The 13,215-nt window shown below is 43.2% G+C and carries 11 protein-coding genes; 9 read left to right on the top strand and 2 right to left on the bottom strand.

What is annotated here, in order from left to right; translation table 11 throughout:
* Positions 1-265 precede the first annotated feature (265 nt).
* The 6 genes from ND16A_RS10235 to ND16A_RS19925 all read left to right on the top strand — a co-directional run bounded on the left by ND16A_RS10235 (position 266) and on the right by ND16A_RS19925 (position 8,745).
* Complete coding sequence (locus ND16A_RS10235; protein WP_033077391.1) at positions 266-1,522, top strand: efflux RND transporter periplasmic adaptor subunit; 1,257 nt, start codon at positions 266-268, stop codon at positions 1,520-1,522.
* 89 nt (positions 1,523-1,611) lie between these two features.
* The gene (locus ND16A_RS10240) at positions 1,612-2,349 is read left to right on the top strand and encodes an ABC transporter ATP-binding protein (RefSeq protein ID WP_033077390.1); all 738 of its coding nucleotides are present in this window, start codon (positions 1,612-1,614) and stop codon (positions 2,347-2,349) included.
* A 5-nt stretch (positions 2,350-2,354) separates the two neighbouring features.
* Positions 2,355-4,778: an FtsX-like permease family protein gene (locus tag ND16A_RS10245; protein WP_033077389.1), complete on the top strand. Its 2,424-nt coding sequence runs from the start codon at positions 2,355-2,357 to the stop codon at positions 4,776-4,778.
* 155 nt (positions 4,779-4,933) lie between these two features.
* A complete protein-coding gene (locus ND16A_RS10250; RefSeq protein ID WP_033077388.1) occupies positions 4,934-6,307 on the top strand; it encodes a sigma-54-dependent transcriptional regulator in 1,374 nt (457 codons plus the stop codon).
* Complete coding sequence (locus ND16A_RS10255) at positions 6,294-7,652, top strand: sensor histidine kinase (protein WP_033077387.1); 1,359 nt, start codon at positions 6,294-6,296, stop codon at positions 7,650-7,652. Before ND16A_RS10250 ends, ND16A_RS10255 begins: the two co-directional genes overlap by 14 nt.
* 271 nt (positions 7,653-7,923) lie before the next feature.
* Positions 7,924-8,745 (top strand): alpha/beta hydrolase, encoded by an 822-nt coding sequence (locus ND16A_RS19925; RefSeq protein WP_235282077.1) that lies wholly within the window; start codon positions 7,924-7,926, stop codon positions 8,743-8,745.
* Positions 8,746-8,880: 135 nt separating this feature from the next.
* On the opposite strand, the gene ND16A_RS10265 is transcribed toward ND16A_RS19925, so the two are convergent.
* The gene (locus ND16A_RS10265) at positions 8,881-9,663 is read right to left on the bottom strand and encodes a 3-hydroxybutyrate dehydrogenase (protein WP_033077386.1); all 783 of its coding nucleotides are present in this window, start codon (positions 9,661-9,663) and stop codon (positions 8,881-8,883) included.
* Between the two features lie 272 nt (positions 9,664-9,935).
* Entirely contained in the window at positions 9,936-10,394 is a 459-nt protein-coding gene (locus tag ND16A_RS10270) for a MarR family winged helix-turn-helix transcriptional regulator (protein WP_033077470.1), read from the bottom strand.
* 158 nt (positions 10,395-10,552) lie between these two features.
* On the opposite strand from ND16A_RS10270, the gene hppD reads away from it, so the two are divergent.
* The 3 genes from hppD to ND16A_RS10285 are packed head-to-tail and all read left to right on the top strand — an operon-like array spanning position 10,553 to position 13,192.
* Positions 10,553-11,629, top strand: coding sequence for a 4-hydroxyphenylpyruvate dioxygenase (gene hppD, locus ND16A_RS10275; RefSeq protein WP_033077385.1), 1,077 nt, complete (start codon positions 10,553-10,555; stop codon positions 11,627-11,629).
* A gap of 10 nt (positions 11,630-11,639) precedes the next feature.
* Positions 11,640-12,185, top strand: a complete 546-nt coding sequence (locus ND16A_RS10280) for a VOC family protein (protein ID WP_033077384.1) — start codon at positions 11,640-11,642, stop codon at positions 12,183-12,185.
* Positions 12,185-13,192 (top strand): fumarylacetoacetate hydrolase family protein, encoded by a 1,008-nt coding sequence (locus tag ND16A_RS10285; protein ID WP_033077383.1) that lies wholly within the window; start codon positions 12,185-12,187, stop codon positions 13,190-13,192. Before ND16A_RS10280 ends, ND16A_RS10285 begins: the two co-directional genes overlap by 1 nt.
* Positions 13,193-13,215: the final 23 nt, after the last annotated feature.

The raw sequence follows: 13,215 nt of genomic DNA, 5'->3' as shown, positions 1-13,215 counted from the left end.
TAATCAATTGACAATTTATTTAAAATTTGTATGGCGGAAAATTCTCTCCGTAAACTGCTCTTGGTAGATTTCTTTGCTTTTTCTTGTTGTATCAGAACTGCAACACCAGCACATTTTTTTTGTGTCGGTATCGACACATATAGTTATTTCAATAAATCGACGTGCAATTAAAATATGAACAATATCAAATGATTAGTCGTTTTTACTAAGTTGGCACGACACTTGTAACATAAAGCTATCAGTAATGTAAAAATGTAGATGGCTTATGGATACACAACGACAAATCACCCAACCACCACTATGGCGTAAATATTGGTATGTGATGCCGATTATTATACTGCTCATTGCGACTTATTTTCTAAGAAATATCTTAGGGGATGCTTCCTATATTGTGGAAAAGAATGCGGTAGTCATTGCCACCGTTGAACAGGGCAATTTTCGCGTCAATGTGCGTGCCACCGGGGTGTTAAAACCACTGAATATTCGTTGGGTGTCGGCGCAAGTATCAGGGCGTGTTGAGCAAGTTTTTGTCAAAGCCGGGGCCGAAGTCAGTGAAGGCGATGTGTTAGTTCAGCTGTCAAACCCTGAACTGCATCGCGAATTGGAAACAGCCCGCTGGGAACTTGAAGCCAATAAAGCCGAAAGCCATGCCGCCTTTGTCGCGCTCGAGTCGCAAATGGTTGATTTGCAGAACTCGGTCGTATCTGCCGGATTTAACTATCAGTCAGCAAAATTAAAGCTCGATGCAGAAACTCTGTTGATGGAGCAAGGCAATGCTACGGTGTCAGCGCTGGATTATCAAAAAAGCCAGTTAGCGGTAAAACAGCAAATGCAATACTGGCAAGCGCAACAACAAAAAACCAAAAAGATGCAAGAAAATTTGGCGGCAACAAAAACGGCGCAACAAGCACGTATTGGTTTAGTGGAAAATAATTATCAACGAGTGCAAGAGCAAGTTGACGCTTTGCAAGTGCGAGCATCTACTCATGGTGTGGTGCAACAAGTGTCGTTGATTCTAGGAGAACGGGCGCAAGTGGGGGATAGCGTCGCGTTAGTGGCTGATCAAAAAACCTTATTTGCAGAATTACAAGTGCAGGAAGTGAGAGCGAGAGACATCGCTTTAGGCCAAATAGTGACCGTGGATACCCGCACCAGTGAAATTGCCGGTATCGTTACGCGTATTGACCCGGCGGTAAATGCCGGCATGGTATTAATCGATGTGAAATTAACCAGCCAATTGCCGAATGAAGCACGCCCGGAACTCACCGTTGATAGCCTAATTGAGATCAGCAATATCGATAATGCCTTATTTGTTAAACGTCCGGTATTTGCGCCAAGGCATAGTGCCATTGGGCTGTATAAACTCAGCGTCGATCAACAGTTTGCCAGCAAGCAATCGGTAAATCTTGGTCAAAGTTCAGTGAGTAAAATCCAAATTCTGTCAGGGTTAACTGCTGGTGATGAAATTATTATTTCAGACACCTCAAGCTGGCAAGAACATCAACAAATCATGATTAATTAGTTCAAACATAAGCGTATTTAACCAACTTGGTTTAACACCGATAACAGATCATTGGCGCTATAAGCCGCCGATAATAATGGAGCAGAATAATGACAGCATTAATTAGCTTAAAAAATATAAGCAAAACCTTTTTAACTGAAGAAATCGAAACCCGCGCCTTAAATGGCATTAACTTGCAAATCAACAAAGGCGAATACATTTCATTGAGTGGTCAATCAGGTTGCGGTAAATCAACACTGCTGTCGTTACTGGGTTTGCTCGATTCACCAACCACGGGCGATTACCAACTGGCGGAAGAAGATGCATCATCGTTGACGCGGAACCAGCGAGCAAAAATACGAAGCCAACAAATAGGCTTTGTGTTTCAATCATTTAATTTGATTTCAGATTTAACCGTGTTTGAAAATGTGATGTTGCCATTAACCTATCAAACTGGCTTAGCGAAAACGGTGATAGAGTCAAAAGTGAATGATGTACTCGAAAAAGTCGAAATGGCACATCGTAAAAATCACTACCCAGCACAATTATCCGGAGGTCAACAACAGCGTGTCGCAGTTGCCAGAGCGCTGGTGAACGATCCGGCAATCATTTTAGCGGATGAACCTACCGGTAATTTAGATTCGAAAAATGCCGAAGCGGTGTTGCAGTTGTTTGACCAGCTTCATCAAGATGGCGCGACTATCTGCATGGTGACTCATGATCCGGCATCGGCGCAACGCGCCAGTCGTTGTTTAGAGATGTTCGACGGCCAGTTAATTAAAGACAGTATCAATCATCAGGCAGGGTCTGAACATAATGTTCAACCGGTTGAATTGGCGGTGGGGTAGAAACTATGTCGATGCTAATAGATATTAAATACGCGTTGAGGTTGTTGTTTAAAGAGCCCAAATTTACCGCGATGACATTGGCGGTATTAATTGGTGGCTTGTCGATAAGCTTATTCACTTTTTCATTTTTGTACTCCATTGTCTATAAACCATTACCTTTGCCAGAAGGCGACACGGCAAAATCTGTTTCGGTACTCTTTGATGGCAATTACAACCCCATTACCGCCGATGAATTCAATCAGGTGAAACAAGGCTTATCGACATTTGCTGAATTTGGTATTTATGACGACAGAGACATTCGCATTTCAGTGCAGCAGTCTGGAAAAAATATTTCAGGCAGTTATGTGCGCAGCGGCTTTTTCGAATTTAGCCGAACCAGGCCAATTTTGGGGCGCACCATTCAACCAGAAGATACCTTAGTCGGTGCGGAACCTGTTGCCTTAATTAGCTATGAAACCTGGCAAAGCGAGCTCAATGGTGATGAAAATGTATTAGCAAAAACGATGACACTTAATGGTGAAATCACCGGTATTATTGGCGTCATGCCACAAGGTTATCGTTTTCCAAATACATCGGAAGTGTGGTTACCTATGAGCGACGATATCTTCAATGCAAGCGCCGAACTAAGTGAGTACGTTAATGCCTATGCCCGAATTAAGTCAAGTGCAACAATTGAGCAGGCCGAAGCAGAATTAGGCCAGGCCGTTAACCAGTTATATCAACAAAATGTCAAACTCTATGATCTGCCTGAAATGGAAAAGAGTACGCGATTATTAAGCTTTCAAATGGCTCAAACCGGCGGGCAAGGCAGCACAATTTTTGCCTTCATCAATGGTATTGCCTGGCTGATTTTACTGCTTGCCTGTATCAATGTCGGTAACTTGTTACTGGCCCGTTCTATTGAACGGCAAAAAGAAACCGCCATTCGGGCCGCACTTGGCGCCACAACTTCTCGTTTGGTCAGTCAATTGATGTGGGAAGGTATCATTATCTCAACCGTGGGCGGGGTATTGTCTTTGCTATTGGTGGGCGCCGCGCTTGATTATACCGAAATTGTGTTACGTTCCTGGATGCCCGATGGCGGTGCTTTTTGGTGGCATTGGGGCATGGATGTTGAAACTCTGTTGATGGCGGTTGCGTTCACTGTGCTGACCATTTTATTAGCCGCATTTTTACCGGCATGGCGCTCAGCAAGACAAGACATTAATACCACATTAAGAGACGGTACTCGTGGCGCGCAAAGCAAAAAGTCTGGGCGCATATCGAAAATTTTAGTGACCGCACAAATCTTTTTGGTGGCAACTCTGATGTTAATTGGCTCGGTTTCTGGCTTTATTGCGCATAAATTCATCAATATTGAAATGGGCGATAACTATCAGGATGTGATGACCGCACGAATGACTATTCCGGAGAAAAAATACCCGGCAGTAGAGCAGCAACGGGCGTTGTATCAATCTTTGCAAGAGCAAATTAAGCAACATCCACAAGTGGTGGATGTGTTGGCAAATAATTGGAGTCCTGGGGCTGTGGTAACGCTAGAAGGCGTGGATTATGCCACCGAAGAAGATAAACCTAAAATAGATACCTTAACCGTAATCGGTGACACGGCAACCGTGGGTATCAATTTAGTCGCTGGCCGACAATTTTCCCACTTAGATAAAGCCGGTAATCGTAAAACGGCATTGATCAGCCAGTCAATGGCTAACCGTTATTGGCCGGGTGAATCGGTGCTGGAAAAGAGTTTTCAAATTAATATTGATGACAAACAGGAAAAAGTATTCATTGTCGGCGTGGTCACTGATCGGATGAACCCAAGCACGTTATTTAGCCAATTAGACAGCGCCGATGAAATATATTTGTCAGGTTTGCAATTCTTCAATAGTTTTCAAATCGTCTATTATCGAATTTTACCGCACACTTTAAACGCAGAAGAGATTTTTTATCAGGCAATGTTTAACACCGACCGTTCCATTGAAATGAATTACTCGGTACAGCTGGCGACAAAAAATCGTGATCTAATGCGTGATTCAATGCGGATGATGTCAAACGTTACTTTTGGCACCGGTTGCTTTGCTTTGTTATTGGCCATGGTGGGCATTTACGGCTTAACCGCAAATTCGGTGGCACAACGCACCCATGAAGTGGGCATAAGACGAGCTGTCGGTGCTAGTGATAACAATATTATCCTGATGTTTTTAAAACAAGGCGCCAGGCAACTGATCATCGGACTAGGGTTAGCGTTAGTATGTTTTGCCTTGATCTCGTTTGGTTTTCATAAGTTTACCGAAGAACTTTTCCCGGTGTCTTTCTATTTCGGGCTGGCGTTTGTTGTTGTGGTAGCGTTATCAATGATAGTGATGTTAGCGATCTTTGCGCCAACTAAACGCGCCGTGAAGATGGAGCCTAGCTTAGCATTACGTTACGAATAACCATAGAGCAGGGTATAAAGCACGAAAATAATAGCGCATGCATGAATAATGTTATGTGCTATTCTTGCTTTTATTAGGCGAATCTTGGTTTTCTTAACGTTTATCACCGCTGGTGAACAGCGGATAACAATTTGATTTAGGAAGTTTTATTTCAAGTGACTAAAAAAATCTTAATTGCTGATGATGATATTAATATCCTCGCCAGTTTGAAATATGTACTGGCCGAAGAGGGCTTTGATATTGTGGCGGTAACAACGCCACAGGCGGCGCTGGAGAATATAACCACGCAAACGGTTGATTTGGTCTTGCTCGATATGAACTTTCAGCAAGACACCACATCCGGAGCAGAAGGCTTGCAGTTAGTTGCCGCCATTAACGCCGTTGATTTAACCATTCCTATTATTGTGATGACCGGTTGGGCAACGATTGATATCGCGGTTGAGGCGATGCAGGCAGGGGCGAAAGATTTTATCCAAAAACCGTGGAAAAACGAGTCTCTGCTCAATGCTATCAATACCCAGCTTGCGCTGGCAAGTATTGATAAAAAAGCGCAACGACTCAGTCAACAGAATCAATTATTAACGTCGCAAGCCCATCCTGCAAATCGGGCCGGCATCATTGCCGAATCTCCGGTGATGCAAGAATTATTGGCAAGTCTGGATGATTTAGCAAAAAGTGATATGAGTATCCTGTTAACCGGCGATAACGGTACCGGAAAAAGCATGCTTGCCGCTTATGTACACGGAGTTTCTCGGCGTGCCGAAAACTCATTTGTGCCGGTAAATATGGGAGCTATTCCTGAATCCTTATTTGAAAGTGAAATGTTTGGTCATGTTAAAGGTGCGTTTACTGATGCCAAAGAAAATCGCATTGGCCGCTTTGAAATGGCGGAACAAGGCACTATTTTTCTTGATGAATTGGCGAATATTCCCATTGCTCAACAAGCGAAATTATTACGGGTGCTAGAAGAGCAACGATTTGAGGTGGTAGGTAGCAGTAAATCGCAACATGCAGATGTTCGTATTATTTCGGCAACCAATAGTGATTTACTCGCCGCGATTGCAGCACAAAGTTTTCGCCAGGATTTATATTATCGCCTTAATACTATTCAAATTAGAGTGCCGTCACTGAGTGAACGTATTGAAGACATTGCAGCATTAGCCAGGCATTTTTTACACTCGTTTAGTGTTAAATACCATCGTCCTTGTCCACAACTCTCGACTGCTGCCATCAATAAACTTCAGCAATATCCATGGCCGGGTAATATCCGTGAACTCAGCCATTTAATGGAACGGGTACTATTCACCTGTAAAAAAGACCTTATCGATGCCAGTGATCTGGTATTAACCGACAACAATGAAAAAATTGATTCGCTTGATCAACCCGACTTAACCATGGATGACATTGAGAAGAAAGCATTAGTGAAACGGTTGCAATTTCATCGCGGCAATGTCACCGCAACCGCTAAGTCGTTAGGGCTGAGCCGCAGCGGTTATTATCGGCGACTGAGTAAGTATGAACTGGATTAATGCACTGCGGCAGCGATTGTTTACGAAAAGGAAACATCGTCTTGACGATAACTTGCATAAATTAGTGCTGTTGGTTTGCTTGCCATGTTTTGTGGTCAGCGCAATATCGCTGTATTTGGCACAGATTTCAGCCTATTTGATCGCTTTTATCCTGATCATTTTGTTACTACTTTGCAGTTTTGTGGTGGTTGCCAGCAAGCAAAATTCAGAATACCAGGTGCGCACCTTATCAAATTTGATCGAGTCGATGATTGATGGTGACTATACCTTAAGGGGGCGCCTGCATACCAACCAGGCATTTCAACAACTGTTAGGTTTGATTAATAACCTGGCCGATACCTTGTCGAAGCATAAATTTGAAGCCAAGCAATCGCGGTTACTCTTAGAGCGGATCATGGAGCAGATGGATGCCATGGTATTGGCAACCGATGAACGGGGTTTTGTGGTGATGGCGAATGCTTCCGCCAATAAACTGGTATTAGGCAATGTTGATGATTACACCAATATCGAACTGACGTCTTTAAAGATAGGTGCGAAAATTGTTGAAGCACAAACTGGCATCATAGAATTTGATCAGCAGCAGCAGCTCACGGGCGAGCACTTTTTATTTAAAGAGCCGTTTTTAAGCGAGGGCAAAAGTCATCAGCTGTATTTGCTTACCAATGCAGAACGTTTGATGATGGAAAAAGAACGTAAAGCCTGGCAAAGTTTACTCCGAGTATTAAGCCATGAGATCAATAACTCATTAACTCCTATTGCCACCATTAGTCAGTCAATGCAAAGCAAGTTACAAAAACCATCCGAACCAATAAATACCGACTCATTACTTGCCGGTATCAATATTATTAATGAAAGAGCTGACTCACTAAGCACGTTTATCGCCAGTTATAGTCAACTTTCGCATTTACCACAACCGAATAAGTCGTCATTTGCATTAGCCACTTTGATTGAAAATCTGTCTCCGCTTTTTCCGGAAGGCAAGATAGTGATTAATGACAGTTGTGCTATCACTGTTGCAGCGGATAAAAGTCAATTTGAGCAAGTATTAATAAACTTATTTAAAAATGCGCTGGAAGCGATGGCCACACAGGATGAAAAGATAATCACCATTAATTGTTACCAACAAGGACAATGGCAATATATCGCCATCATTGACCATGGTACTGGCATTGCCAATAGCGATAACTTATTTGTGCCATTTTACACCACCAAAAATAAAGGCAGCGGTATCGGCTTGGCCTTATGTAAGCAAATCATGTTTAATCATAATGGCTCAATAAAATTAAGAAATACTGCCGGACACTCGGGAGTCGAAGCAGTATTGTCTTTACCTTATCTTGCCTGAGTTAGGTCTGAGTTAGGCTAATACTTGCCAGCCAATGGGGAGTATTAATACACTGGCGGCAACATAACCGAGCTTCTGTATTGGTAAGCTATAGTCGTTGCTCATTTTAAGGCCAAAACAGGGTCTTAACAGTTCAATCCGACGGATGATTTCAAATCCGCCAAAGCAGCAGATAACAATATCGCCATTAAGGATGCGAAAGCAAATAACGTCGCGTTTGAGCCAGAGATCATCCGTGCCAATTTAGACAAATTATCGGCGTTGCTCGGCGTTGCTCGGCGATGGTCCACAAGTGAGTGTGGTAACGGATAAACAGCTTAATTGTGAAGGTCAAAACATTGCCGTTAGAGTTTACCATCCTGCACCGGATAAAAAATTGCCGGTGCTGTTGCACTTTCACGGTGGCGGTCATATGTGTGGCAGTATTGATTTGTACGATCCAGTCAGTCGCCGGTTAGCCATTGCCTGCCAGTGTATCGTTATTTGCGTTGAGTATCGACTGGCGCGAGAACACCCTTATCCAGCAGGCATTAATGACTGTCAGCAGGCATTGCTCCACTACCAGCAAGCGTTAGTTGATATGAACTATGGTGAGCAAATCTATATTGTCGGCGACAGTGCTGGCGGTGCAATTTGCACTACCTTAACGATGAACAGTGTCACCAATGAGGCGCTCAAAATTGATAAACAAATTTTAATTTACCCTGGCGTAGATTACACCATGAGCTTTGCCTCAATGGATGAAAATGGCCAGGGTTTTTTGCTGGAAAAAGATAAAGTGCAGTATTATTTCCAACAATATTTCCAAACACAAAATTTAACCGAAGAGCGGGTAAAAAAAGCCTCACCGCTATTTGCTGATTTTACCGCCAATATGCCAGATACCTTAGTGTTTAGTGGTGGCTGCGATCCGTTGAAAGATGAAGCCTTTGCCTACGTCAATGCCCTAGAAAATGTTGGCGTTAAGGTGGAACATCAACATTTTGACGGAATGGTCCATGCTTATATGTTGCTGCACTCTTTGGTGGTTGAAGAGTGTGAACAAACCTATCAGAGCATAGCGAATTTTATCAACAATAGGCCAACAGCATAACCACTTATTCGATTATGCTGTTTAATTCACGGATGAATTAACTTAGAAGCTCCATGGATGGAAAAGCTTCTGTTTACGGGAAGTATTTATCCACGGCAGGCAGGGAGCCTTTAGAGTGAGCTCATTCAGGGACGGTTATTGTGCCGTCCAGGCGCCATCCATTGGCAGCGCGGCACCGGTAATAGAGCGGGCACTATCACTGCATAAAAATAAGATAAATTCACCAATTTGTCGCGGTTCAGCCATGTCGGGTAACGCTTGTTTATTGGTGACCAGCTTGTGTTTTGCCTGAGTAAACGACACCTCGTTTTTCTCTGCTAACTTGGCAATCTGGTCATTGACCAAAGGAGTATCCACCCAACCTGGACACACGGCATTCACGGTTATTCCTTGCTCCGCACTTTCTAACGCCACCACTTTGGTGAGGCCAACAATGCCATGTTTTGCTGCGCAATAGGCCGATTTTTGCAGTGATCCAACCAAACCATGCACTGAGGCAACATTGATTACTCGCCCCCAGTTATTTTTTTGCATGCCAGGTAAGCACTGTTGGATGGTATGAAAGGCGGCAGATAAATTAATGGCGATGATGTCGTTCCATTTACCCACCGGGAACGTGGCAATATTTTCGGTGTGCTGAATGCCAGCATTATTAATCAAAATATCAATTGAGCCCAGGCTGGCAATGGCCTTATTAATAAAGTGGGCGATCGCATCGGCATCGGTTAAATCGGTATTATCGAACAAGGTGTTGATCTGGTATTTTGCCGCAAACTCCTCAGCCAAGGCAGCACCATCTTGTTCAGACATTAAGCCATGCAAGACTAAATCTATGCCTTGCTCTGCTAAAACATGTGCGGTGGCTAAACCAATACCGCTGGTGGAGCCAGTGATTAAAGCAACTTTACCTTTTAACATGGTATTTTCCTGATCTGTAATAAACGTTTAAATGAGTAGTTAACCTGAGCTTGAGCTCAGGTTAATACTACTAACAATACGTTAAATGCAGGCAAGTTTATTTAGCACCTTAGTACCAGACTCAGCTGTTAAATGGATAATTTAAGGGCTAAGAACTAAGGAGAAAGGGAGGGTTGTATTTATTTCTTTACAGAGCAATGTTGTCTGTTTAATTTGGTCGTTTTAGGAAGAAAACGGTCGGTAATCATTGTACTGACAGCAAATAAAATGAACTATTGCTTTAATTTTAGCTGCACTTTATCTAGCTTGTCCAATAGCATTAACAGCTGTTTTTGCTCATCTTTACTAAGAGTTTCAATGGTTTGCTGTTCATGTTCGACCGCTATAGGGATTAGCTGCTGATACATTTTGTCGCCGTTGTCTGTCAGCGTTAATTGATGACTGCGGTTATCGCTAACAACCCGCTGTTTAATCACTAAGCCTTTATCGATTAATTTTTTCACCGCACGGGACACCGCCACTTTATCCATGGCGATGCGATTGGTGATGGTCACCGCACTAAGGTTGGTTTCCTCGCCAAGCGCCGCTAGCACCCGCCATTCCTGCACTGTGATGCCAAACCGTTTGTTGTATTTAACTGCTAGCGACTGCGATATGCGGTTCGATAACGCCGATAAACGATACGGTAAAAAATTCTGTAAAGATAAGGTGCCATTATCTGTCGTCGCCATAAACATACCTTGATTGTAATTAGTTACCAACGCAACTAATATAGTTTCATCTGAAACTAATAATAACATATTAATTATAAACGTCACGGCAATCAATTTTTAAACTATTCCCTAAACTAGGACTATAGTTATTGCAGTGAATGAACACGGAGAAAAACATGGCTGATTTATTTGAAAACCCGATGGGCCTGGACGGCTTTGAATTTGTAGAATTTACGGCGCCAGAGCGCGGCATTTTAGAACCGGTGTTTGAGTCTATGGGTTTTACCCTTGTTGCTAAGCACAAATCAAAGCAAGTTGAATTATGGCGTCAAGGCGACATCAACTTAATCAGCAACTACGAACCCAAAAGCCACGCGGATTACTATGCCCAGGAACATGGTCCATCAGCATGTGGCATGGCATTTCGTGTGAAAGATGCGAGAGCCGCTTATGAACGTGCTATTGAGCAAGGCGCTCAACCTGTTGAAGTAACAACTGGCCCAATGGAATTACGTTTACCCGCGATTAAAGGCATCGGCGGTGCTACTTTGTATCTAATCGACAGATATGAAGGCACTAATACCATTTATGATATTGATTTTGACTGGCTTGAAGGTGTTGACCGTAACCCAGAAGGCTGTGGTTTCCATACCTTAGATCACTTAACCCATAACGTTTATCGTGGTCGTATGGCGTATTGGGCTGAATACTACGAGAACTTATTTAACTTCCGTGAGATTCGTTACTTCGATATTAAAGGTGAATACACCGGCTTAACCTCAAAAGCAATGACAGCTCCTGATGGAAAAATTCGTATTCCATTAAACGAAGAAGCTGGCGGCGGCGGTCAAATTGAAGAGTACCTAATGAAATATAACGGTGAAGGTATTCAGCATATCGCTTTTGCCTGTGACGATATTGTTGCTTGTTGGGATAAACTTAAGGCGCAAGGCATCAAGTTTATGACCGCTCCACCGGGCACTTACTATGACATGTTAGAAGATCGTCTTCCTGGTCACGGTGAACCAATTGACCAATTACAACCACGTGGCATTTTAGTCGATGGCACAACGGGTGATGGCAAGCCACGTTTATTATTGCAAATCTTCTCTGACACGTTATTAGGTCCGGTATTCTTTGAATTTATTCAACGTAAAGAAGACGAAGGCTTTGGTGAAGGTAACTTTAAAGCATTATTTGAATCGATTGAACGTGACCAAATTGAACGCGGTGTCATCGGTCAAGACAAGTAAGAGGTAGATTATGGCTATCAAGCGCATCCATCATGTAGCATATCGCTGCAATGATGCTAAAGAAACGGTAGAATTCTATCGAGATTTATTGGGCATGGAATTTCAATTGGCGATTGCCGAAAACGAAGTTCCTTCAACCAAAGCTCCTGACCCTTACATGCATGTATTTTTGGATGCCGGTCAGGGCAATGTATTGGCGTTTTTTGAAATTCCAAATTCACCACCTATGGGGCGAGACACTAACACACCTGAGTGGGTACAACACATTGCTTTTGAAGTTGAGTCGATGGATGAACTATTTGCATCGAAACAAAAATTAGAAGATGCAGGTATTGATGTGCTTGGCCCAACCGACCATACTATCTTTAAATCTATCTACTTCTTTGATCCAAATGGTCATCGAATTGAGCTGGCCGCCAATACGGGTAAGCCAAGCATGTTAAAAGAATTAAAACGTGTTGCTCCTGCTATGCTTGATGAGTGGGCAATTACTAAAAAAGCACCAAACCATGCCGCATGGTTACACAGTGGTGAAGACTTTCCGGGTGATAAATAATGAAATTAGCAAGTATTAAATCAGGTCGCGATGGCGCCCTTTATGTAGTGAACTCCAGCTTAACTAAAATGGCATCGGCAGCAGATATCGCTGTGACTATGCAAGCCGCTTTAGATGACTGGGAAACGGTAGAACCACAACTTGAAGCACGCTTTAATGATTTGGAAACTGGTGCTATTGCCGGTGAAGCATTTGAGCAAAGTACATGTGCCTCACCACTGCCACGTGCCTTTCAATGGGCTGATGGCAGTGCTTATGTGAATCACGTTGAGTTGGTACGCAAAGCAAGAAATGCTGAAATGCCAGCTACGTTTTGGACCGAACCATTAATGTATCAAGGTGGCTCAGACAGCTTCCTTGCACCTCGTGATCCCATCGTGATGCCGCAATCTGACGGTTTTGGCATCGACTTTGAAGCCGAAGTTGCAATTATCACCGGTGATGTGCCGATGGGCGTTTCAGCGGCAGATGCATTAAACCACATCAATTTGCTAATGATCGTCAATGACGTGTCTTTACGTGGCTTAATCCCTGGTGAATTGGCGAAAGGCTTTGGTTTCTTCCAGTCGAAACCTTCGAGCGCATTCAGCCCGGTATGTGTAACACCCAATGAACTAGGGGACGCATGGCAAGGTGGTAAGTTACACTTACCATTATGCTCTAAATACAATAACGAACTATTTGGCAAGCCAGAAGCTGGCGTTGATATGACCTTTCACTTCGGTCAATTAGTAGCGCACGCGGCAAAAACTCGTCCATTAGCCGCGGGTACGGTTATTGGTTCAGGCACAGTTTCGAATAAACTAAACGATGGCCCAGGCAAACCAGTTGCTGAAGGTGGCGTAGGTTACAGTTGCATCGCGGAAATCCGGATGATTGAAACCATTGAAAATGGTAAGCCGTCGACATCATTTATGAGTTTTGGTGACAACATTCAAATTGAAATGTTTAACCAAGATGGTCAATCTATCTTTGGCCAAATCAACCAAGATGTTGTACAAGCTTAGTTAGTTCTAGTAAAACACAAAAA

Origin of the sequence: Thalassotalea sp. ND16A (assembly GCF_000764205.1) — a bacterium.
GTDB lineage: Bacteria > Pseudomonadota > Gammaproteobacteria > Enterobacterales > Alteromonadaceae > Thalassotalea_A.
This window is presented reverse-complemented; position numbering and strand designations above follow the sequence as displayed.